The organism is Dolichospermum sp. FACHB-1091, assembly GCF_014697585.1.
Lineage (GTDB): Bacteria > Cyanobacteriota > Cyanobacteriia > Cyanobacteriales > Nostocaceae > Dolichospermum.
This window is the reverse complement of the sequence record NZ_JACJSB010000036.1, coordinates 1-24,683: the sequence shown is the minus strand read 5'-3', so window position 1 is coordinate 24,683 and position 24,683 is coordinate 1. Positions and strand designations below refer to the sequence as shown.

Sequence of the window (24,683 nt, the reverse complement as noted above, 5' to 3'; positions counted from 1 at the left end):
TTTTCAAACTCTCAAGACCTGTCCTTCTGTAATCGAGCAACAATACCAACAAAGAACACAATAATGCCTGCTAGTACAACGTATAATAGTGGATTAGAAATATCTAGATAGGTAATCTTATCGTCACCTTGAATTAATTTAGAATCCTCCATTAATTTCAACAACTTGGTGGAAACGAAGAAATCCAAAATCCCAGCAACGAGTAAACCCAACCAGAACCATATTATATAACGAATAAATTGATATATTCGTATACAAGTATTGTCCGGCCATCCCCAACTTTTTTCTTTTACAAGCTCAAAGTTACCGCCTCTAAGTAACCAAGTTGCTACTTGCTTTACTAAGGGGTTCTTTCTCTTGGGATGATAAGTTAAATACTCAATATGACTTAGTAAATGAATTAATTCGGCTTTATAAGCTATTTCGATTGTTTTTTTCCCCTGATAGTTTTCTAAGTCAAAATATTTGGTTTTATCTGCCACAGGATCAGTAGGATCATAAACATTAATCCATTCAAAGTCCTTAGAAAAAACAGAGTTATCCCTATTGATAGGAACGATAGCTGGCCAAACCACCGCAAATTTACTCAAAGGAGAACCATAAGTCATAAATCCTTTGAGATTTTTAAATAAATCCTCACGAGCAATAATATTATTTAACTCTAGCCAAGCAGGGCGACTCGGAAACATATTGTCAGCCTGTTTCTGTGAAAGAGAATTTTCTTGATCAGTGGTTGTTCTCATACCATCATTTCGGACTTCTTCCCATAAATCTTGGTTCAGATAATTTGGTAAAGCCGCATCTGATTCCATTAAACCATTGAAGGCAACAACTGTTCCTAAACTATGGGATAAAACATACCATCTGTCATAGTTAGCTAGTCCCATTTTCACTAATCCTGTGATCATTCGTCGTCTCACCGAAACTCTTTGTGGTTGACCAATATCAATTAGATATCCTGCACCTTCTCGTTTTTGTTCTTGATAATTTTTAATATCACCTAAATATTGAGCCAAAATATCAGAAGGAACTTCAATTCCGAAAATCCGACTAAGAATACCGCTTGAAAAAGATAGTAAAGGCAGGATCAAAAACACAATCCAGGAAACAACAAAAAACCTCAAACGATCAAACCACGTTATGTTCGGAATTGCGTCTTTAGAAACATTTTTTGGTAAAGCCATCTTCGTAAGTGTGCCAAAATCTTCCTCCGAAAAATCCTCTTTGTCTTGTTTCTGTTGGTCTTTTTTTCCTAAATATTGCTTTCTTGACCACAACGATAGACCCCATTTCCAAAATGATAATTGGAATTGGAAACTGTCTGATTTACCAATATCAGACCACCAAACTTCACGGAAGCTTAATTCTGTTATCTTAATGACTTTACTAGAATCATCAGGATCATATTCTTTAACCTCAATAACAACGGGTGCTATTTTTTTCTCATTAGCTAACCAAGTTTGCTGAGTAGCTCCATATTCTGCATCGTCACTACTACAGATCATCGCCCGCACAGCGAGATTACTATCTGACTTTAAAGCAGCAGCAATATTCCTAGCAACTGCTTCTATATTTTCAAATTTCTTTGTTTTACCAATACCGTGTACGAGTAAAATGCCAACTCTTTCAGGTTTAGGTTGAACAGTAGTCATGATTGTTTATCCTCAGGTAAATTATGGGGAGAATGGGAAATCTAATCAGGTAGGTAAGTAAAATTACTTATGACAGAAAAATTCAATAAGGAACTGTTCCTTCTGAACTTGTCATTAGGACAATTTTTAAAATCAATCTACTTAGATAGCAATACTTTGTCCAATGTTAGATGGTAAAAGACGAACATAAGGATATTCAACGGAACTATTTCGTTGCCTAATCTCATCTTCAATTTTCCGTAATTTCACATTTTGGAAATCTTGAAAAACTTTTCTAGCAAATTTATCTTTGAAAGGATTAGCCATTGTTAACAAAGATTCGCTACTAAGAGGAGTTGGCATACTTAAAGTTTGCACCAAGACAATTTGTTTAAAAGATTGGAGTCTATCAGGTAATCTGTCAACCAATTTTACTGTTGACTTTTGTTCTTCTAACAAATCACTAAAAGGCTGATAGGTTGCAAAGGGCATATTTGGCACCCAAGAAGCATATTCATATTGACCAAAATTGACAGCCGAATGTTGGGCTGTGGCTGTAAAAATGATATTGGTAACAATGGCAATTAGATCCTCTAATTCAGTTAAATAACCGGTAATTTGAGCAGATTTTTCGGGAGGAAGTAAACCTTGAATTCTGCCAATTTCAGGGTTAACAAGTTCATTTTTCCAAGCTTGTAACTCTGGATCATTGACCAAGTCTGTTGATGATTTGTAATATAATCCTAGAACCTGTCCAACATAGTTTTGAATAGCCTCCCAAATCTTCCAGGCATCATCTCGATAATAATAATTTGGTAAATTAGCGATATCACGTTCAGCCAGAGCAATCGGCAAGGCTCGACGATAAAATATATGTGGATCACCATGATAATTTTTGCCACTACCTGTGTATGCTCGTCTCAGTAATTCATTAGAACCAGTAAATCCTAAAGCACCTGTTACATCAAAAAAGCCATCATGTCCTAAGAAAATACTCCGTGCCATTTCATTAATCGCAAAAGTATTAAAAAAATGTGGTTTAAGTATCTGGAAAAGAATGTGCTGGGGTGATAATTGCCGATAGGAAGCAACTGCAAAAGTTTCCACGATTAAATGAGTATCCATTAAGTGTGAAACAATGCCTTGATAGGCAATATCCGCGCTGGCCACTGCTATTTTTGCTGTCAACCAATTTTCAGGAGAAGATTGGGGGGTGAAGATGGGGTTGATCTTCAAATCATGAAAATCTTTTCCTTGCTGAAGACGAATTGCTAAAGGCATTAATTGGTCTTGTTGATTGACATGAAGTAAGCACACAGGAGCAGTCGGATATTTACCTAACTGATCTTCGATGTCAGCAGTAATAATATCAGAGAGAATCTTGTAATCGCTAATATATAAACGATTATTTGCCAATTCTATGGCTATACTACTTCCCTGGGGTAATAAACCACTGATAAGTTCATCAGTAACAGGAAATTTTCCATCACTGTGTAAATCAGAAGATTTACACTTACGAATAAAGGCTGGATTGATTCCATAGATGCGTTCCCGTCCAAACTCAGCATCGGTATTCCATGAGTCGGCTACCTTGGGTTTATCAAAACTTGTCCAAGGTTGAAAAAAATCATCTAGGTCTTCGATCGTATCTAATTTTTTCAGTGTTTTTAATCCCTCAGCCAAGCCTAAGTCTGCTGTTTTTTGCAATTTAATTTTTCCTTCTCGAACCAGTTTCAAGAAGCGGCCAATTTCCACTAAGCCAAAACCTAAAAGGCCTTTGACAACCATACATTGAAATCGGAGAATCTTACCAATAGAAAATCCTTGTTTTTTTGGTAAAGTTTTGATGTGTGGTGGTACATAATCAGGAGTTGTTTCCCATTCATATTCCTGATTTGAATCTGTTTTTGATGAGTTAATAATCATGATTATTATGAAAATCAAGTTAAACTGTGTGGTTGATTGTATACCTCTCGACATATATACAACAATGGAAGTTTGCTAACTTAAGCAACGGAACTTAAGAATCCTGACAAACGATCGCTCTCACCCCTCTACCACAAGCCTTTCAAGCGTTGAGACTGTAAGCAATTAGACCGCACAATTATTTCAAATTGTTAAAACTTCCCTTTTTTGCAAAATGCTGTATTGATAAACACATAAATTAACCGCTATACTATGTTCAATCTCTTAGTTTTATCTTTATACTTTTATCCGATTAATCCCGTTTTCCTGAAATCAGTCATTTTTCCGGCGATTAAAGCTAATCCTCTAGCCCAATTCGGCTTTGCTTAAAACAATTTATATTTATCACTTATGGATCTACCAAGGAAACGTAAACGTGGGACAATCCTCACCTTTCAAGGTTTAAATAAACTTGAGAAGGCGATAAAAATTAGGGAATATAGTGAAAATAACAACAAGAGATTTACCCTGGATTATCTCAGTAGTCAGACTGGCTTAGACTCTCATACCTTATGTAAAATTTTTAACTGCAATGTCAGAGTTGATAAAAAGTCTCTAGTCAAATGCTTCAAAGCATTTAATCTGGTGCTAGAGGCTGATGATTATCAATCACCTCTTTCCGTCCCATTAGTCAAACCAGAAACACACTCAACACAATTCCCTATCCAACCTCTACAACCTGAAATTCAGCCTGATGGGGATTATAATTTAGCCCCCAAGGTCTCCGTTTTCTATGGACGCACCGCCGAACTAGCAACATTGAACCAATGGATTCAGGTTAATCGCTGTCAATTAATCATGGTCTTAGGAATGGGAGGTATGGGTAAAACCAGCCTCATAGCCAAGTTAATGGCAGATTTCACCAACTCAGAATTTAAGTATGTCATCTGGCGATCGCTTCATCACGCGCCAACAATAGAAGAAACCTTAACTGATCTAATTCACATCGTCTCACACCAGCAAGCCGTTGATTTACCAAAATTTCCAAATCAATTAATATCAAAGTTAATGCAGTATCTCCATCAAACTCGTTGCTTGCTGGTTCTGGATAATCTAGAATCTATTCTGCAATGGGGAGGAGGGGGATATTATCGGCCAGGGTTTGAAGGTTATGGACAACTGATTCGCACAATTGGGGAGTCTACCCACAAAAGTTGTTTAATTATCATCAGTCGAGAACCACCGATCGCATTCAGTGTCCTAGAGAAAAAAGCTAATTCAGTTAAATTACTGATCCTGAAAGGGTTGCTTCCTGAAGACGGACTCAAGATTTTCCAGTCAGAAGGCATTGACGAAATTCAAGCAGAATGCCAAATATTACATAATCACTATGGCGGAAATCCCCTGATACTGAAAATTGTTGTCACCACTATTCATTTTCTATTTTCTGGCAAAATTGATCTTTTTTTAGCCCAGGGTATCACCGTCTTTGGCGATATTTACGATTTATTAGATCAACAATTTCAACGCTTATCAGATTTAGAAAAAACCGTCATCTATTCCTTAGCGATTCACCGCCAACCCCTATTCATGCCAGAATTACTAAACAAGATCATTCCTCCTGTCACTTCCCAAAAACTGTTAGGAACGCTAGAAAGCCTAAAATTGCGATCGCTCATTGAATGCAACTCTGATGGATTTACAGTGCAAAACAATCTGAGAGAATATGTCACCAGTCAATTTGAATCATAGAGAACAGAGATTTCTATTTTTTGACAAAATAACAAAATATACAGCACTTCCCAATGTTATGAGGTACAAGAACCCCACCCCCAACCCCCTCCAATATCAAAAGTTTATCCTTTTCTTCCCCCCGCAGCGGGGGGATTGAGGGGGGTGCGAGGAGGGGGCTTAAAATGTACCTCATAAAAGCGGAAACCCCTGTAATTGGGAAAGTGCAGCGCAAAGGGTGAGGGAAGAAGACGCACAGCGCCGAATGTTGTTTTTTACTGTTGGTGTTCAGGGTGCTTTGAAATTCAAAAGTTGAAGCAGATTTTTAAGCTTAAAATTATTCCAACTCAAAACTACTGAAGTTTCAATAGTTAAATCTCCTTGCTTAAGGGTAGTCATCAATGCAGAATCATTTTCAAGATTATGAAAAAGGGAATCTAAAAGCTGCAATTCATTTCGAGGAAGAGTATAGTAAACCTTATTATTTTCAATTCTAACTTCTTTTGGTAAAGCTCCATTGGGAAGTTTTCCTCCTAAAAATTTTACCCAACCGGCAATGAGGTAACGGTAAACTATTGATTCAGTCTCAAACTGAGGGGATTTCAATAAGCGAAGTTCCCCTTCAAGGCAATTTTCATGAAGAGTTATTTTCTCAGGAGTAAAATGTAATTGAATTTGAATTTTCTTGTACTCTATTGTCGCAATAAGTCCCTCCTCAGAGTGTGGTTCTAAGCTTTTTAATTGCTCAACTCTAGATTCGGCTTGTTGACAAAGAAGTAAAACCATTTTTTTATTCAAAATCAACTGTTTAGCTTCTGGGATAAACATAATATATTCTTCTAGACTTCTTCTTATAAATTGTCTAGATTCTTGAAATGTTGCTGTAACTTTGTTAAATACGCCCATGTTTATTTAGAGAAGATAAAATTATTGGAAGTCGAACTGTAATCAAGAATTTTAAGCCACACAGGTTGGTTTTGCCTGTGTAGATGCGGTTTCTAACTGCCCAGAGTCCATACACTGAATTTTTTATACCTCAAAACTAGTTTAATTATACTTATTTAGTATCTCATTAAAATGGTTCATTCCCATATCTATAATTGCAAATTTATCTAATCTAGTGGTATCTCTTTAGAAAAAACCCTCACTGGTCATTCTAGCCCGGTTTGGTTAAACATACAGCCCCGATGGTCAAACCCTGGCTAGATGGTGCTTAATTAATTAGTCGCATTTCGGCATACACATTGACCACATACCGCTATATCATGCGATTAAATTCTCATTTCATCTTACATAAATTTATGACATTCGCAATTTCCATCAACAATAGTCAGCGTCTAGGACTAGAACCCCTAAATATCCCCCACCGTCTATTACTCGGTCCTGGTCCTTCTAACGCCCATCCAGAGGTATTACAGGCAATGAATACTACACCCGTAGGGCATTTAGATCCGGCTTTTTTAACCCTGATGGATGAGATTCAATCTCTGTTACGCTATGTATGGCAAACGGAAAATCCCCATACTATCGCTGTCAGTGGCACGGGTACAGCAGCAATGGAGGCCTCTCTAGCTAATGCCGTAGAACCGGGTGATGTGGTATTAATTGGTGTGGCAGGTTATTTCGGTAATCGTTTGGTAGATATGGCGGGCAGATATGGCGCAGATGTAAGAACTATTACTAAGCCTTGGGGGCAAGTTTTTAATTTGGAGGAAATTAGCGCCGCAGTAGCTACCCATAAACCAGCAATTTTAGCTTTAGTTCATGCAGAGACTTCCACCGGCGCTCGTCAACCTTTGGAAGGTGTGGGTGAGTTGTGTCGTCAGCATGGTACGTTATTATTAGTGGATACCGTAACTAGTTTAGGTGGTGTTCCCATCTTTTTGGATGAGTGGGGTGTTGATTTGGCTTATAGCTGTAGTCAAAAGGGCTTGGGTTGCTCTCCAGGTGCGTCACCATTTACTATGAGTGCGCGAGCAATGGAGAAGTTACACAAGCGTCAATCTCAGGTGGCAAACTGGTATTTAGATATGACATTGTTGGGGAAATATTGGGGTACTGACCGCACATATCACCACACAGCACCGATTAATTTATATTATGGTTTACGGGAAGCTCTGCGTTTAGTGGCAGAAGAAGGTTTAGCAAATTGCTGGCAACGTCATCAAAAGAATGTAGAATATCTTTGGGCAGGATTGGAAGATATGGGTTTAAAAATGCACGTTGAGAAGGAATACAGGCTACCAACTTTAACTACTGTCTGCATTCCTGAAGGCGTAAATGGTAAGTTGGTTGCACGCCAATTATTACTTGAGCATAATATTGAGATTGGTGGCGGTTTGGGTGAATTAGCTGGTAAAGTTTGGCGTGTAGGTTTAATGGGTTTTAATAGTCGTCCTGAAAGTGTGGATAAGTTAATAGCCGCCCTGGGAACAATGATATCTAACTAACTAGGACAAGAATAAAAAAAGTTAAGCCTCTCCCCGACAGGGGAGAGGCTTTGAACCCACCTTCCGCACTCTAACTGTCATTCAATGGGGAATAATTAAAATCCTGGGAGTTTATGTAGAGATGTTGCGGTGATCGAAATTTATGAAAAAAGTGTTAATTTGCCTTCTAGAATTAAAGATTATTCTATAAACTTGCTTGCGTCAGAGGGGGGTATTTATGAATCGTCCCATTATTCTTGGTATTGTCGGTGATAGTGCTGCTGGAAAAACAACCCTGACTAGAGGTATCGCGCAGGTACTCGGTCCTGAAAATGTGACTATGATCTGTACAGATGATTATCACCGTTACGATCGCGTACAACGGGCAGAAATTGGTATTACAGCATTACATCCTGATTGTAACTATTTGGATATTATGCAGCAACATTTATCGCTGCTACGAACAGGACAACCAATTCTTAAACCAGTTTATAGCCACAAAACAGGGACTTTTGAACCACCGCAATATATCAAACCCAGTAAATTTGTCATCATCGAAGGCTTACTAGGTTATTCTACCCGTATCGCTCGTGATGCTTATGATGTTAAAGTTTACCTCGCACCTCCTGAACCACTCCGCGCTAATTGGAAGGTAAAACGGGATACTCAAAAGCGGGGATATACTCCAGAACAGGTATTAGCGGAATTAGATAAACGCGAACCAGACTCAGAAGCATATATTCGTCCCCAGCGTCAATGGTCAGATATTGTTGTCAGTTTCTATCCACCTAATAATGAAATAGATGAAACTAATGGACATCTAAATGTGCGTTTGGTACTACGTCCTTCTATTCCTCACCCGGATTTTACCGAAATTATTCACGCTGGACACAGTGATTCCCAGTCAGCTATCCGTTTGGGACTGGATAGAGATATGGGAAAACCAGTGGATGTTTTGGAAGTTGACGGCCATGCAACTTTGGAACAGGTAAATAAAATCGAACAGATTATGTGTGCAGATATGCCCTATTTAAAGAATGTTTGCGATCGGGAAATTAACCCAGAATTGGGGAGAATTGCGGGTACAACTGGAGAAACTCTGCAAAGTTACCCCCTTGCTCTTACTCAATTAATTATTACTTACCATATGCTCAAAGCTACGCAAATTTATCAGTAGAATTTTACGTAATTTGAGGTGAGTTTAAAAGGTGCATTTTCATAGTTTTATTAAACGCAGATAAACGCAAATAAACGCAGATGAAGATGAATAAATTTTCCCTGAACTTAGTTCCGAAAACTGGTGTTGCTGGGTTGGAGTATGAAATAAGGAAGATATCAAATGTCAAATTGGTATGACTTATTGTCTCAGAATAGCCGACTTGCCTGAAAATGAACGCCCCCGCGAAAGATTAATGACTCATGGACCGAAAATTTTAGCCACAGCGGAATTAATCGCTATTCTGCTGGGTACTGGTCAAGGACCTGGTAAATTATCAGCGGTTGGTTTAGGGCAATATATATTACAGCAATTAGGCAAAGGACAGTGTGATCCCTTAGCCGCTTTACGAGATGTCACTCCCGCTGAGTTGATGGAAATTCCAGGTGTGGGACCGGCTAAAGCGACGACTATCTTGGCTGCAATTGAATTGGGTAAACGTGCTTTTTTATCCCGTCCCTCCGACGGTACAGTGATTGATAGTCCCCTGTCTGCTGCTGCCGCGCTTAGTCAAGACTTGATGTGGCAAAATCAAGAACGATTTGCAGTGCTGTTATTAGATGTCAAAAATAAGTTATTAGGAACAAAGGTAATTACTATTGGGACTGCGACGGAAACTTTAGCCTCTCCCCGTGATATTTTTCGAGAAGTGATTCGTCAAGGCGCTACACGGGTAATAGTAGCCCATAATCATCCTTCTGGAAGTTTAGAACCCAGTGAAGCAGATATAGAATTGACTCGTCAATTATTGGCGGGTGCGGAACTTCTAGCTATTCCTATTTTAGATCATTTGATTTTAGGTAATGGCAATCATCAAAGTTTACGAGAAATTACTAATTTGTGGGATAATTGTTCTCAGGTTGATTGATCATAGGATTCCTTGGTGTATGAGATCATGAATTTGTCTCACGCAAAGGCGCACAGACCCCAGAGGAACAGAGAAAGGAGAATTTTTCAAGATGGATTTTATCACTATTTTAGGATTGGTCGCAGGTGTATTAACTACGGTCGCTTTTTTACCGCAAATGTTCCAAATTTGGCTGACCAAATCAGCGAAAGATGTTTCTTTTGTGATGTTAATTATTTTTATGAGTGGTTTGTGTTTGTGGTTGATTTATGGCATCATTATCGGGGCTTTACCAATTATTATGGCCAACGGGGTGACATTATTTTTTAATTTGATTATTCTATGGCTTAAAATTAAATATAGATAACTTTTAGATAATTTTACTAAAAAACTGTGACATCATCTTTATTTGACTCGGAACGTCTCCTTTTTACCCCCGCAACTCCCAATAATGACTCTATTCCCGTGATTTTCGCTTTTCCTAATGAGTACACTGTGGGGATAACTAGTCTGGGTTATCAGGTAGTGTGGGCGACTTTGGCTACCCGTGATGATTTACAGGTAAGTCGTTTATTTACTGATATCCATGAACCACTTCCTAGATATCCAGAATTATTAGGTTTTTCTATGTCTTGGGAATTAGATTATGTGAATATTTTTCATCTTCTGGAATCTTTAGAAATCCCTATTCGGGCTAATTATCGTGATCAAAATCATCCGCTAATTTTTGGTGGTGGACCAGTTTTGACGGCTAACCCAGAACCCTATGCTGATTTTTTTGATATCATTTTATTGGGAGATGGTGAAAATCTGCTTGGTGATTTTATAGATACTTTTAAAAAAGTCAGAAATGCTGATAGAAAAACTCAATTAAAAACTTTATCTCAAGTCCCAGGAATTTATATTCCTAGTTTATATGTAATAGAATATATTACACCAGATGGGGAAATAAAATCAATTAATCCTATTGATTCCCAAATTCCGCCAATTATTCAAAAGCAAACTTATCGAGGAAATACTCTTTCTGCTTCTACTGTGGTGACGGAAAAAGCCGCTTGGGAAAATATTTATATGGTGGAAGTGGTGCGAAGTTGTCCAGAAATGTGCCGCTTTTGTTTGGCTAGTTATTTAACTTTACCTTTTAGAACTGCGAGTTTAGAAACTTCTTTAATTCCGGGAATTGAACGGGGTTTAAAAGTTACTAACCGCTTGGGTTTATTGGGGGCTTCTGTCACCCAACATCCAGAATTTACTGAATTATTGGATTATATTAGTCAGCCTAAATATGATGATGTGCGGTTGAGTGTCGCTTCTGTGAGAACTAATACAGTTACAGTTAAATTGGCTGAAACTTTGGTGAAGCGAGATACAAGATCATTGACAATTGCTGTGGAAAGTGGTTCTGAAAAAGTCCGTAAAATTGTTAATAAAAAACTGTATAATCAGGAAATTATGCAAGCGGCTATTAATGCAAAAGCTGGTGGTTTATCTAGTTTGAAACTCTATGGAATGGTGGGAATTCCTGGGGAAGCAGCAGAGGATGTAGACGCAACTGTAAAAATGATGGAAGATGTTAAAAAAGCTGCGCCTGGATTGCGTTTAACACTAGGATGTAGTACATTTGTTCCCAAGTCTCATACGCCATTTCAATGGTTGGGAGTTAATAAACAATCGGAGAAGCGGTTGCAATTATTACAAAAGAAACTCAAGCCCCAAGGTATAGAATTTCGACCAGAAAGCTATAATTGGTCAATTATACAAGCTTTGTTGTCCAGAGGCGATCGCCGACTTTGCCAATTATTAGAATTAACCCGCGATTTTGGGGACTCCTTGGGTAGCTACAAACGCGCTTTTAAACAACTGAAAGGACAAATTCCCGACTTAGATTTTTACGTTTATAGTAATTGGTCAACTGAGCAAATTTTACCTTGGAATCACTTGCAAGGACCACTACCTCAGTCTACATTAATTAAGCATTTAGCAGAAGCCACAAACTCGGAATTAAATCATAAATAATGCACACAGATACTATATTTTACCAAATCTTCCTCACCTTCCATACTCTATTATTTGAACTACTGGGACAACCAGCAGAAAATGCGGAAGGTTATCATTTTACTTCTGCGGAAGTTAAAGAAAAATCCTTTCGATTTGATGGAATATTCATGCCAGATAGTGTAGAAAAACCCATCTACTTTGTCGAAGTCCAATTTCAATATAAACCTGATTTTTACTGGGAATTAATCACAGAAATAAACATTTATCTCAATCAATATAAACCAGAACAAGATTGGCAAGCGGTGGCTTTATTCCCTAAACGGAGTTTGGATGTAGACAAATTAACTAATTATCAACAAGAATTAGTTAATAGTGGTCGAATCAAACGAATTTATTTAGATGAACTACCATCAGGGTCAATAGGGATGGGATTAATTGAGTTAATTATCAGTAAAGAAAACCAATCACAGGAATTGGTGAAAAATCTGATGGCAAGAACCAAGACAGAAATTAGCAATGATAGTGAAAGACAAGGTATTATAGAATTACTGGAAAGTGTTTTGATGTCAAAATTTTCCCAATTAAGCCGTCAGGAGATAGAAGCGATGTTTTTACTAAGTGATATTAAGCAAACACGAGTATATCAAGAGGCAAAGGAGGAAGGAGAACAAGAAGGTAAGAAAAACTTATTACTACGGATATTATCTAAGAAATTTGGAAAATTGAGAGATGAGTATATCAAAAGCATTAACGGCTTAAACATAGCACAGTTAGAAGACCTGGGAGAAGCATTATTAGACTTTAAAGATATTAACGACTTGGAAAAATGGTTACAATCCCACATGATAGATTTAGAAATTTCTACCTCCTGACTCAAAATGATTCAAATTATTACTCAAGTTGACGCTTTTACTAATATTCCATTCACGGGAAATCCTGCGGCTGTCTGTGTTTTAGATAGTCCCAAATCTGAGTTATGGATGCAAAATATCGCTCAAGAAATGAATTTATCAGAAACGGCTTTTTTGGTGAAACAAAATGACGGTTTTAATTTGCGCTGGTTTACACCAACAGTAGAAGTTACTCTCTGTGGACACGCCACTTTAGCCAGCGCTCATGTATTATGGTCTCAAGGGCATTTATTACCCAATCAAGAGGCTCATTTCTATACAAAAAGTGGTATATTAATAGCTAAACTCGAAAATAATTGGATTCAGTTAGATTTTCCCGTAAATCTCTCTCAACCTGTAACAGCACCTCCAGAATTAAGTCAAGTTTTAGGAGTGACTTATAAATCTGTTTTTGCAAATTCTCTCGGTTATTTAGTTGAAGTGGAATCTGAACAATTAGTTAGAGAAATGCAACCGAATTTCCAACAGATGAAAACTTTACCTAAAGCTGATATTATCGTCACTAGCATCGCTAATTCCGACTCGGAATATGATTTTGTCTCCCGCTTTTTTGCTCCCGGTTTAGGGATTAATGAAGACCCGGTAACAGGTGCTGCACATTGTTGTTTAGCACCATTTTGGCGGGATAAATTGGGAAAAGATCGGTTTTTAGCCTATCAAGCTTCCCGTCGGGGTGGAGTGGTAAAATTGTACTATCCAGGAAAAAACCGCGTTTTTATATCTGGACAAGCTGTAACAGTCATGGGAGGAGAATTAACTCTAGATTAATAGATTAAGATCCCCGAATTATTCAAGAAGTTGGGGATATTAGACAGGTATAAGTTAATTTTTGTAATCAAAATTTTAGATTTAATTTCACACTTATCGGGCATTATTGACTGTGAATATCCTTTAATGAGGGAAGTTAAGCAATAAATAAATTGAGGCTTCAATTTTTATAGTCCATAATATCAATAATACCGTCCTGAAGAAGGATGGCGATTTGATAAAAGTGTTATAATGGGGGAGAAGGAATCTAGGTAAATTCTGAATTTTTACATAAATAAACCCATACTAAAAACTGAAAGATGACCATTAACCGTGCAAATAATAGAAGTTTACTCCAAAAATCCGATTGGCCTGTTAAAGATCTACCAGGATTAAGCCCGGAAGAGCAAGCCCAACTGAAGAATTGTGGTATCAATACCACAGAAGAACTAATTACAAGAGGAAAAACTCCAGAAGAGAGAATAATATTAGCGGGTAAATTGCAAGTAAATCTTCATTCCGTGAATAAATGGGTAGTTTTAGCAGGTTTAGCCCGTGTTCCCAGTGTAGGGACTCAATACTGCGGTATGTTACTTCACGCTGGTGTTATTTCCATAGCCCAATTAGCGCAAACTCCTACTCACAGATTGCATAGACAAGTTATGCGTTTGCAAGTATCAACATTGCACAGCCGGGATTTATGTCCAGCAGTTGAGTTAGTGCAACAGTGGAGTCATCAAGCGCAAGCCATGGGTAATTAGTTAGTAGTAATTGGTAATTGACTATTCCTTTGCTAAAACGCCATTGAGAAAGATATCCGCCAACCCTTCCGCCATTTTTTGCATTTCTTGGGGGGAGGCGTTGGGTTCTATGAGGGTGTGATCAGCAAAACCAGCGATCGCAAATAAACCTAAAAATACCTTAGCACCAAGTTTGGCATCTATTTGACGATAGATGCCTTTATCTATTGCTGTTTGAAAAAATGCTTCAGCCACATCTGTCATTTTATCAATAACTTCGGTTTGAATGCGATCGCGCAAATCTGGATGAAATTGCACTTCCATAAAGCAAACACGCATAATATCGGCGTTTTTTTGTAAATTCCACATCCGACGACGCATAACTTGGGCTATAGCCTTATAACTACCCATTTCGCTGAGTTCTGTGAGTAAATCTGTGAGAATATCCACCCAGCCATTAGTGGCCACTTCCACCAAAATTGCTTTTTTATTGTCAAAATAACGAAAGAGGGTTCCTTCGGCTACCCCTGCGGTTTGTGCTAAATCACGGGTTGTAGTTCCCTCGAATCCCTTCGTAGCAAACAATCGTTGTGCTGCTTGCAAAATTCGTGTGCGTGTCTGGACTTCTGATGATGGCGGAGAATTAAAAATTCGCATAATATTTTGATATCTATTTTGATATCTCCAAAACAGGATTGGTAGTCTTATTGTGCAACGAGGCATGCAGAAATTACAAAAATCTTCATAGAAGGTTAACTCTTTTTGTGTTAATTATTCTATCTTTCAAGTAATGTTAACTTACTTTAACTTTTGCTTATGCACCAGACAATTTTAAATTTGCTGACCGCTGGCGTGAAAAAGTCCCCATTTCGTCGTCTATTAGCAACTAGTTTAGCGTTGATAGTCTTAACTTGGGGGTGGATACCAGAAATGGCCATAGCCCTGCAACAGCCCCAAAATTCCATTCAGCCTTACCTAGAACAAGTAATTAATCGTTTAACAGAATTTCGTCTGGATAATGGATTAAAATTCATTGTTTTAGAAAGACATCAAGCCCCAGTAGTTTCCTTTTTAACCTATGCTGATGTGGGTGGTATTGATGAACCAGATGGACAAACCGGTGTAGCCCACTTTTTAGAACATTTGGCCTTTAAAGGGACAAAGCGCATCGGTACTAAAGACTACAAAGCCGAAGCCCCGCTGCTGGAAAAATTAGAAAAGTTGGATAACCAAATTAAAATCGCCAAAGCCGACAATCAAAAAGAGGAAATAGCCCGGTTAGAAACCGAGTTTAAATCAGTAGAATCCCAAGCCCTAAAATTAGTTAAACAGAACGAAATGGGGCAAATTGTCGAACAAGCTGGAGGTGTGGGTTTAAATGCTACTACATCCTCAGAAGCCACCCGCTATTTTTATAGTTTTCCTGCGAATAAATTAGAATTGTGGATGTCTTTAGAATCTGATCGATTTTTAGATCCTGTCTTTCGAGAATTTTATAAAGAAAAAGAAGTAATTTTGGAAGAAAGACGCTTACGAGTAGAAAATTCTCCTATCGGTCAGATGGTAGAAAAATTCATAGATGCTGCTTTTAAAGTTCATCCTTACAAACGGCCAGTAATTGGTTATGATCAGGATATTCGCAACTTAACACCGGAGAATGTGAGGAAGTTTTTTAAAGCTTATTATGCTCCTAGTAATTTAACTATTGCTATTGTGGGAGATGTGAACCCCAATGAAGTCAAAAAACTAGCGAAAACTTACTTTGGACGTTATCAAGCTAAACCTAAACCCCAACAAAAACTACCAATAGAACCTCAGCAAACTGCGACTAGGGAAGTTACTTTAGAATTATCTACTCAACCTTGGTATTTAGAGGGTTATCATGTTCCAGCTATTACCGATCCTGATCATGCAGTTTATCAAATCATCGGTAGTTTAATGAGTGACGGGAGAACATCAAGACTTTATAAGTCCTTGGTGGAAAAACAAAATTTAGCTTTAAATGCGGAAGGTTATAGCGGATTTCCTGGGGATAAATATGCCAATTTAATGTTCTTTTATGCCCTAACATCTCCAGGAAAAACAGTAGATGAAGTAGCGATCGCTTTAAGGCAAGAAATTGATAAATTGAAGACTGAACCTGTATCTGCGGTGGAATTAGAACGATTAAAAACCAAGGCTAGAGCGTCTTTATTACGCAGTTTAGATTCTAATTCAGGTATGGCAGAACAGTTGTTAGAATATGAAGTTAAAACCGGTTCTTGGCGTAATTTGTTTTTGCAATTGGATAAAATTGCAGCGGTGACTTCTGAGGATATTCAAAGAGTAGCCCGTACTACTTTTACGCCAGAAAATCGCATTGTTGGTAAGTTGTTGTCAAAACAACCAGGGTGAAATTTGAGGTTTTATTTCACGCAGAGTTGCAGAGAGGAATAATTTGAAAATGTCTCTTTGAGAAAAGTTAGGCTCAAAAAATTGAAAATAGAGAAGATAGGTATGTTGAGGTTTGATTTGAAAAACAAAAAATTCCAGTTTTCTAGGGGACAAAGATTTGTTTTTACTTTGGTAGTGGTTGTTGCTTGTTTCTTTGTAAATTTGAATTTTTCTTGGGCAGGAACGACAGCAAAGTATTACAATGAATTAAAGTTTCCCCCGGTTGCGGCGGTTAAGTTACCCAAGTATGAACGGTATGTACTCAAAAATGGTTTGGTAGTTTATTTGATGGAAGATCATGAGCTACCATTGGTCAGTGGTACAGCTTTGGTAAGAACAGGTAGCCGGTGGGAAGCAGCCCAAAAAACTGGTTTAGCTGGTTTGGTGGGTTCTACTTTGCGGAGTGGTGGAACTCAAAAACATTCCCCAAATCAGTTAAATGAGATTTTAGAACAACGAGCCGCAGCGGTGGAAACAGATATGGGGGAATCTGTCGGTAGTGTAGGTTTTGAAGCTCTCAAGGAAGATTTAGAAATGGCTTTTGGGCTATTTACTGAGGTATTACGAGAACCTGCGTTTGCTCAAGACAAGTTGGATTTGGAAAAAACTCAAATTCGTGGTGATATTTCTCGTCGCAATGATAGTCCTAATAGTATCGCTAGTCGAGAGTTTAAAAAGCTAATTTATGGCAAAAAAAGTCCTTATGCGCGTACCGTTGAATATGCAACTCTTGACCAAATTTCCCGTGATGATTTACTCAAGTTCTATCAGCAATATTTTCACCCCAATAATCTCATTTTAGGCATTGTTGGCGATTTTAATCCTGAAAAAATGCGATCGCTGATTCAAGCCAAATTTGGTGACTGGAAACCAAGTCCTGAAATTACTAAAACCCAATTACCACAGGTCACTCAAGCTAATTTAGGTGGGGTATATTTTGTTAATAAACCTCAACTTACCCAAAGTAGTGTTTTAATTGGTCATTTGGGTGGAAAATTCAATAGTCCTGATTATCCAGCTTTGGATGTTATGAATGGTATTTTAAATGGTTTTGGCGGACGTTTATTTAATGAGTTGCGATCGCGTCAAGGTTTAGCTTATTCTGTATATGGTGTCTGGAACCCCCGTTTTGACTATCCTGGAATGTTTATTGCTGGAGGACAAACTCGCACGGAAACTACAGTTCAATTCATCAAATCACTACAAACGGAAATCAAGCGTTTACAAACTGAAAATGTCACGACTAAGGAATTAAATAATGCTAAAGACTCCACACTAAATTCCTTTGTTTTCAACTTTCAAGATCCTAGTCAAACCCTATCTCGGTTAATGCGATACGAATATTATGGTTATCCGGCTGATTTCTTATTTCGCTATCAAAAAGCGGTTGCTGCTACTACAGTAGCAGACGTTAAACGGGTAGCACAGAAATACTTGAAACCAGAAAATTTAGTTACTTTAGTAGTAGGAAATCAAACTGGAATCAAACAACCATTAACTAGTTTAGCCACGAAGGTAACAACCATAGATATTACCATCCCCGGTAGTCAGCCAGCAGACCCTCAATAAAAAAATCTCCGACTTCTCAAAGAAGTCGGGGAGCTAAATTTCTGATTTTTAATTTCGCAACTGCGGGTCAACTTGAGGATTTCTAGAGTATTTTTTTACTCTTGTAGAAACTCCTCACTGTCATAAACATCAGGCCAAACAGTTGCACCGTGTTCATATTTATCAATCCCAATCTTATCAGCTTCAGGATTAACACGCAGCCTACCAATAAAATTAAGTCCACTGAACATGACAAAGGCGAAGACAATAGTAAAAACTGATACTGCAACTACACCCAAAATCTGCACACTCAACAAGTCAAAACCGCCACCCAAAAACAGACCAGCTTTTTTATTCAAAGTCAATTCTGGTTGACCCAAAAAGCCTACTGCTAGTGTACCCATCATACCATTAATACCATGAACAGCAAATGCTCCCACAGGGTCATCAATTTTGCATGATTCAATAATATCAATACCGAAAATTACTAAAATTCCACCTGTTAAACCAATCAAAACCGCAGCCCAAGGCGCGATAAAAGCACAACCAGCGGTAATACCTACCAACCCTGCTAAAGAACCATTCAGACAATAGGCTAAATCCCATTTACCTGAACGTTTGTATTGATAAAATAAGGATGCTAAGGCCCCAGCACCAGCGCCCAGGGTAGTGTTGAGAGTAATCAAACCAATTAAGCCAGTATTAGCAGTACCCAGGGTTGAACCAGGGTTAAAACCATACCAGCCAAACCAGAGAATCATAGTTCCTAAAGCCGCCAAACCTAAGTTATGGGCGGGAGGAATTTTTCCCCAAGTAGTACGTCCGGGACGAGGTCCTAGTAAATAAGCACCGACTAAGGCTGTCCAACCCCCAACGGTGTGAACTGCGGTACTACCAGCAAAGTCATGAAAGCCCATTTTCCCTAACCAGCCACTGGAGTTCCATATCCAATGAACTACAAGGGGATAGCTAAACGCCGCCATAATACCACTGTAGATTAAGTCACCAACAAAGTCTGTTCTTCCTGCCATTGCCCCAGTAGTAATTGTACTGGCAGTAGCCGCAAAGGCAAACTGGAAGAAAAACAAAGTGTAAGCATTGAGTTGGGAGGCTATTCCTGGCACGTTACCATTAGTAAAAGCACCGTCAACGGGTAATTGACTTAAGAAAAAGGTGTCTGTACCAATGAACCCACCACTACTTGTACCAAAAGCAATTCCAAAGCCTACAGCCCACCATACTAAAATGGTGAGGGCAGCATCAATAAAGTTTTCCAATAGGGCATTAACTACACCTCTTTGACGCAGTAAACCTGCTTCTAACATCGAAAAACCGGTCTGCATGAAGAATACTAAAAAGCCTGTGAGTAATACCCAGGTAGTATCAACAGAAATTTGTAATTGTTTGGTTGTCGCGTCTAAGGACTCTAGTGTTACTGGGTCTGCGGCCTGGACAACTGTAGGCGCGAAAATCGCCAATACCATTGAACCTATAGCCAGTGCTAAAAGGCGATAAAAAGGGCGGATACGTTTATTCATTGCTGTTTTTTGGGCTAGAAAAGCTGTGATTAAAGCTGGACTTTTATATTTAAAAATATCAGCATTTACTTTGATGCTTGTATCATAAGCACATCCTAAATAGTGTTACTGTTACGTTAGATACAAAAAACTTAATTTATTGGTTAATTTTATCTATCACACCTATGTATATAGGTCACACTTATTTATGCAGGTTTTATCCTTTGGGTGGAGAAAATTGGTAACTATTTAAGACTTGACAAATTCAAAAATTTATATTATGCTTATGTTATAAGTGGAAAATCCTGCGCCCATATATATAGGTTTTTCAAACACTAACCTGATTACATAATTATTTTTGACTTCATTCTGTAAATTTCAATATCTCGGATATTCTAATTCGCATAAGATATATCAAGACTTGACAAACCTTCGGATTTGTATAATACTTGTATCATGGCCATTCCCATTCAAGTGAGGTACAAGCAGTAATAATTGAACGCAGATGGACGCAGATAAACACGGATAATTTTGTATTTCATTAGACTGGGAAATACTATAATATTCGGAAAATAGTATTGAGCTTAAATAACAAAAATATAGTCAGATATAGTTAAACCTAATTATTTTCGTCACAATTGAAGCGTAAAATTGTCTAACTGCGCTAAATAAACTAGGTAGTTCACTTACCTATACAAATCAGAAATTAATTGTAGATAGTTCTTCCTTATCAAGATAAGCATAACATATTCAAAGTTCTTTGTCAACACCATAAAATCATTTTTTCGGCGTTTTTTCGTTTTTACTGAAATTTCTATATCCTCAAGGGAGATATTGGGATAAATTTTGCTGTAATTATGATATGGTTTCAAAAAACTTTGTCTGACTGACTAGATAGTTCACTTACCTATACCAGGGATTAATTGTAGATAGTTCTTCCTTATCGAAATTATGATAACATATTCCAAGTTCTTTGTCAACACGATAAAATAATTTTTTCGGCGTTTTTTCGTTTTTACTGAAATTTCTATATCCTCAAGGGAGATATTGGGATAAATCTCGCTGTAATTATGATATGGTTTCAAAAAACTGTGTCTGACTGACTAGATAGTTCACTTACCTATACAAATCAGAAATTAATTGTAGATAGTTCTTCCTTATCAAGATAAGCATAACATATTCAAAGTTCTTTGTCAACACGATAAAATAATTTTTTCGGCGTTTTTTCGTTTTTACTGAAATTTCTATATCCTCAAGGGAGATTTGGGGATAAATTTTGCTGTAATTATGATATATTGTCAAAAAACTGTGTCTGACTGACTAGATAGTTCACTTACCTATACCAGAGATTAATTGTAGATATTTCTTCCTTATCGAAATTATGATAACATATTCCAAGTTCTTTGTCAACACGATAAAATAATTTTTTCGGCGTTTTTTCGTTTTTACTGATATTTCTATATCCTCAAGGGAGATTTGGGGATAAATCTCACTGTAATTATGATATGGTTTCAAAAAACTGTGTCTGACTGACTAGATAGTTCACTTACCTATACAAATCAGAAATTAATTGTAGATAGTTCTTCCTTATCAAGATTAGGATAACATATTCAAAGTTCTTTGTCAACACCATAAAATAATTTTTTCGGCGTTTTTTCGTTTTTACTGAAATTTCTATATCCTCAAGGGAGATTTGGGGATAAATCTCGCTGTAATTATGATATATTGTCAAAAAACTGTGTCTAATTTTCTTACTAATTAGGAATCTGTAATAACAGATATTGAGAAATTATATTAATGATGGTTAATTATGGCTTATTTTACCCCAGGGCAACTACTCAAAAAAGGACAATACGAAATTATTGACACCCTTGGACAGGGAGGATTTGGTATTACCTATTTAGCGCAAGATCATAAACGCAAAAAAGAAGTAGCTATCAAAAGCCTCAACGTCTCCTTTTTGAAACAACGCTATCGAGATAAATATGGGAATACAGAAGGTTTTGGAGAATTTTTAGCCCAAGAACAGGACAAGTTTAACACCGAAGCGATGGTTTTAGCTACCTTTGATCATCCTCACATTGTCAAAGTGTATCCTGAACTGTTTCAAGAAAATGGTTTATCTTGTATGGTGATGGAATATGTCAAAGGCAAAAATTTAGAACAATATTTATATGCGAATGGTGTTTTTAGTGAAAGTGCAGGTTTAGCAATTATTAAAGGCATTGGAGAAGCTTTAAGTTATATTCATAATCGTAATTATCTGCACCGAGATATTAAACCTGCGAATATTTTACTAAGAGAAGAAGACAATAAAGCCATATTAATTGATTTTGGTTTAGCTAGAGAAGTCAACTTTGCGGAATTGATGAGTTTAACAAATGCCAAAACTCCGGTTTTTGCACCACCAGAACAATTTGAAAATAGAAGTAATTTCACTCCAGCTTTAGATATCTATGCTTTAGCAGCTACATTATATGTAATTATCGCCGTTCATGAACCTCCTTTCATTCCTCTGCCTAGTCCTTATCTGAATGCTAAGATCATGCTAGATATGAAAATGGCGATTGAACCACCGCAAAAATACAATTCTCAAATTAGTCAAAAGGTAAATGATGCTATTCTCAAGGGAATGGAGTTAGATTATCAAAACCGTCCTCAGTCTATTACAGAATGGTTTACGTTTTTAGGTATTCAATCAAATAAAAAACCTAACCCCCCTAACCCCCCTTCCCTACAAGAGAAGGGGGATATTAAAGCCTCTCTCCTACAAGGAGAGAGGTTTTTAACTAACCTGAAAACTTTCACTTTTGAAGTTGTCATAACCAACGCCAAAGGAAGCATTATCAACAAACGCAACCACTCAGCAAATTACTTTGTGGAAGATTTGGGAAATGGGGTGAAGTTGGAAATGGTGGAAATACCCGCAGGAAGATTTTACATGGGTTCACCGGAAAATGAAGAGGGAAGATTGGATATTGAAAGTCCTCAACATCAAGTTAATGTTCCCAGCTTCTTTATCGGTAAATATCCTTTGACCCAGGCGCAATATCAAGCTATCATCGGAAAGAACCCTGCTTACTTCACAGGTAATAATCGTCCTGTTGAACAAGTAAGTTGGAATAATGCGGTTGATTTTTGTCAAAAGTTAAGCCAAAAAACAGGTAAAAACTATAAGTTGCCCAGTGAGGCACAATGGGAGTATGCTTGTAGGGCAGGAACAATCACACCTTTTTATTTTGGTGAAAGTATTACCCCAGATTTGGTAAACTATAATGGTAACTATGCCTACGCTGCTGCACCAAAAGGACAATATCGAAAACAAACCACAGATGTAGGAACTTTTCCCCCTAATGCTTTTGGTTTGTATGATATGCACGGAAATGTGTGGGAGTGGTGTGAAGATGATTGGCAGAAAAATTATATAAACGCGCCTATAAATGGTAGTGCTTTGATTAATCCAAACGCAATCACAAAGGTAATGCGCGGTGGTTCGTGGTTCAACGATCCTGGGAATTGCCGTTCTGCTTCTCGCCGCAAAGACGGCCTCGACGACCTCAACGACAATATTGGTTTTCGGGTTGTATGTAGTGGTGCGGCGAGGACTTAGTTGCCCTTTATACTCTTGCTTTTTTGCCCTCTGCTCTTTTTTCTTTTCCCTTGTCTCGCAGTTAGGCGGAATTTTTTTAGATAAATACTGAATGTGGAAACCTTATATATATGGGCGCATACTTCTCCACTTATAACATAAGCATAGTCGAAACTGAGAACTTTGTCAAGGGGTAAAATTGTCTGAATCAGGATATCCTAATTCAGGCATTTAAGCGACAAAAGGATTAATTGTATTCAGAAATTCTGCTTCTGCTTGTTGAGCATAATATAGATCCCAGCGAACTTGTAACCCACATTCCGCACCCTCAACTTTTGGTGTTTTTCTCTTTCGACAATGTATTTTTTCGCTAATATGTGATTTTTCAGCCTCAGTTCTCTTTCTTGTTTCCGTAATTTACCTGTGTGACAGCTAAGGGTGCGGAATGTGGGATGTAGAGACGTTTCATGAAACATCTCTACAAAGTGGTTTACCTCAAGGATACCAGAAGCTACACCAAGGCAGTGGTAAAGTTATTGATTGTTAGAGTGCCAGTTAAACCTGTCACCTCAACAATGGCATCCGTAGTAGCACTGAATCCTGCGGTAGGATCATTCAGGGCGACAAAGCTGCGAGTACCAAAGGTAAATTGAGCAGCAGAGTTAGCTGTAAAAGCAGCAGTAGTTAACTTGGCTGCAATTCCGGTTGCATCAAGTGTTGTCACAGATCCTGCATTAGAGAATCCGCTGTTGGTAGTAGTAACAAGGAACAAATCATTGCCAGCATTAGCATTGAAGTCAGTAATCACATCAAAGTTACCGAAAAGAGAATCAGCTAAAGTGCGGTAGTCAAAACGGTCTACTCCCAACCCTCCGGTTAGAGTATCTTTTCCAAGCCCTCCGGTGAGGATGTCATTACCCGCACCACCGTCAAGGGTGTTATTAGCACCGTTACCAGTAATGACGTTATTACCTGCGTTACCTGTACCGTTAATTGCTGCTGTTCCTGTCAGTGTCAGGTTTTCAACGTTAGCAGCCACAATAGTGAAAGTAACACTAGATTGAATGGTATCTGTACCCTCCTTGGCATTTTCGGTAATTGTGTCAGTGGTGCTATCTACAATGTAGATATCATCACCTGTACCACCGATTAGGGTATCTGTACCCGCACCACCGTCAAGGGTGTTATTAGCACCGTTACCAGTAATGACGTTATTAGCTGCGTTACCTGTACCGTTAATTGCTGCTGTTCCTGTCAGTGTCAGGTTTTCAACGTTAGCAGCCACAATAGTGAAAGTAACACTAGATTGAATGGTATCTGTACCCTCGTTGGCATTTTCGGTAATTGTGTCAGTGGTGCCATCTACAATGTAGATATCGTTGCCTGTACCACCGATTAGGGTATCTGTACCCGCACCACCGTCAAGGGTGTTATTAGCACC

At 38.0% G+C, this 24,683-nt stretch carries 18 protein-coding genes; 12 read left to right on the top strand and 6 right to left on the bottom strand.

Features of this window, described 5'->3' with window-relative positions; translation table 11 throughout:
* Nucleotides 1–11: 11 nt before the first annotated feature.
* Both H6G25_RS18540 and H6G25_RS18535 read right to left on the bottom strand, forming a co-directional pair.
* Nucleotides 12–1,652, bottom strand: a complete 1,641-nt coding sequence (locus H6G25_RS18540; protein ID WP_190393769.1) for a hypothetical protein — start codon at nt 1,650–1,652, stop codon at nt 12–14.
* A gap of 141 nt (nt 1,653–1,793) precedes the next feature.
* On the bottom strand, nt 1,794–3,557 hold the full coding sequence (locus H6G25_RS18535) for a lipoxygenase family protein (RefSeq protein WP_190393768.1): 1,764 nt from the start codon (nt 3,555–3,557) through the stop codon (nt 1,794–1,796).
* Between the two features lie 390 nt (nt 3,558–3,947).
* Between H6G25_RS18535 and H6G25_RS18530 the strand changes: the two genes are divergently transcribed.
* Entirely contained in the window at nt 3,948–5,288 is a 1,341-nt protein-coding gene (locus H6G25_RS18530) for an NB-ARC domain-containing protein (protein ID WP_190393767.1), read from the top strand.
* 267 nt (nt 5,289–5,555) lie between these two features.
* Here H6G25_RS18530 and H6G25_RS18525 read toward each other — a convergent pair whose 3' ends face one another.
* A complete protein-coding gene (locus H6G25_RS18525; protein WP_028089905.1) occupies nt 5,556–6,173 on the bottom strand; it encodes a hypothetical protein in 618 nt (205 codons plus the stop codon).
* A 395-nt stretch (nt 6,174–6,568) separates the two neighbouring features.
* On the opposite strand from H6G25_RS18525, the gene H6G25_RS18520 reads away from it, so the two are divergent.
* The 8 genes from H6G25_RS18520 (at nt 6,569) to H6G25_RS18485 (ending at nt 14,176) form a co-directional block, all read left to right on the top strand.
* On the top strand, nt 6,569–7,717 hold the full coding sequence (locus H6G25_RS18520) for an alanine--glyoxylate aminotransferase family protein (protein ID WP_190393766.1): 1,149 nt from the start codon (nt 6,569–6,571) through the stop codon (nt 7,715–7,717).
* Between the two features lie 217 nt (nt 7,718–7,934).
* Entirely contained in the window at nt 7,935–8,873 is a 939-nt protein-coding gene (locus H6G25_RS18515) for a phosphoribulokinase (RefSeq protein ID WP_190393765.1), read from the top strand.
* A gap of 175 nt (nt 8,874–9,048) precedes the next feature.
* Nucleotides 9,049–9,780, top strand: a complete 732-nt coding sequence (gene radC / locus H6G25_RS18510; RefSeq protein ID WP_190393764.1) for a DNA repair protein RadC — start codon at nt 9,049–9,051, stop codon at nt 9,778–9,780.
* Between the two features lie 91 nt (nt 9,781–9,871).
* Nucleotides 9,872–10,126: a SemiSWEET transporter gene (locus tag H6G25_RS18505; RefSeq protein WP_028082771.1), complete on the top strand. Its 255-nt coding sequence runs from the start codon at nt 9,872–9,874 to the stop codon at nt 10,124–10,126.
* Between the two features lie 26 nt (nt 10,127–10,152).
* Nucleotides 10,153–11,775 carry a radical SAM protein gene (locus H6G25_RS18500; protein WP_190393763.1) on the top strand — a complete coding sequence of 541 codons (1,623 nt, stop codon included), beginning with the start codon at nt 10,153–10,155 and terminating at the stop codon, nt 11,773–11,775.
* The gene (locus tag H6G25_RS18495; protein ID WP_190393762.1) at nt 11,775–12,629 is read left to right on the top strand and encodes an Rpn family recombination-promoting nuclease/putative transposase; all 855 of its coding nucleotides are present in this window, start codon (nt 11,775–11,777) and stop codon (nt 12,627–12,629) included. The genes H6G25_RS18500 and H6G25_RS18495 overlap by 1 nt, the downstream gene beginning before the upstream one ends.
* A 6-nt stretch (nt 12,630–12,635) precedes the next feature.
* Complete coding sequence (locus tag H6G25_RS18490) at nt 12,636–13,436, top strand: PhzF family phenazine biosynthesis protein (protein WP_190393761.1); 801 nt, start codon at nt 12,636–12,638, stop codon at nt 13,434–13,436.
* 299 nt (nt 13,437–13,735) lie between these two features.
* Nucleotides 13,736–14,176 (top strand): DUF4332 domain-containing protein, encoded by a 441-nt coding sequence (locus H6G25_RS18485; RefSeq protein ID WP_190393760.1) that lies wholly within the window; start codon nt 13,736–13,738, stop codon nt 14,174–14,176.
* A 21-nt stretch (nt 14,177–14,197) separates the two neighbouring features.
* On the opposite strand, the gene H6G25_RS18480 is transcribed toward H6G25_RS18485, so the two are convergent.
* Nucleotides 14,198–14,812: a TetR/AcrR family transcriptional regulator gene (locus H6G25_RS18480; RefSeq protein ID WP_190393759.1), complete on the bottom strand. Its 615-nt coding sequence runs from the start codon at nt 14,810–14,812 to the stop codon at nt 14,198–14,200.
* Between the two features lie 159 nt (nt 14,813–14,971).
* Here H6G25_RS18480 and H6G25_RS18475 point away from each other — a divergent pair, with 159 nt between their 5' ends.
* Together H6G25_RS18475 and H6G25_RS18470 are read left to right on the top strand one after the other, a co-directional pair.
* On the top strand, nt 14,972–16,549 hold the full coding sequence (locus H6G25_RS18475) for a pitrilysin family protein (RefSeq protein WP_190393758.1): 1,578 nt from the start codon (nt 14,972–14,974) through the stop codon (nt 16,547–16,549).
* A 102-nt stretch (nt 16,550–16,651) separates the two neighbouring features.
* Entirely contained in the window at nt 16,652–18,157 is a 1,506-nt protein-coding gene (locus H6G25_RS18470) for a pitrilysin family protein (RefSeq protein ID WP_190393757.1), read from the top strand.
* A gap of 95 nt (nt 18,158–18,252) precedes the next feature.
* On the opposite strand, the gene H6G25_RS18465 is transcribed toward H6G25_RS18470, so the two are convergent.
* Nucleotides 18,253–19,674, bottom strand: coding sequence for an ammonium transporter (locus H6G25_RS18465; RefSeq protein WP_190393756.1), 1,422 nt, complete (start codon nt 19,672–19,674; stop codon nt 18,253–18,255).
* A 1,789-nt stretch (nt 19,675–21,463) separates the two neighbouring features.
* On the opposite strand from H6G25_RS18465, the gene H6G25_RS18460 reads away from it, so the two are divergent.
* Nucleotides 21,464–23,263 (top strand): bifunctional serine/threonine-protein kinase/formylglycine-generating enzyme family protein, encoded by a 1,800-nt coding sequence (locus H6G25_RS18460; protein ID WP_190393755.1) that lies wholly within the window; start codon nt 21,464–21,466, stop codon nt 23,261–23,263.
* Between the two features lie 490 nt (nt 23,264–23,753).
* Here the strand turns inward: H6G25_RS18460 and H6G25_RS18455 are convergent.
* Nucleotides 23,754–24,683: calcium-binding protein (locus H6G25_RS18455; protein WP_190393754.1), on the bottom strand; the 930-nt coding region annotated here is incomplete at its 5' end.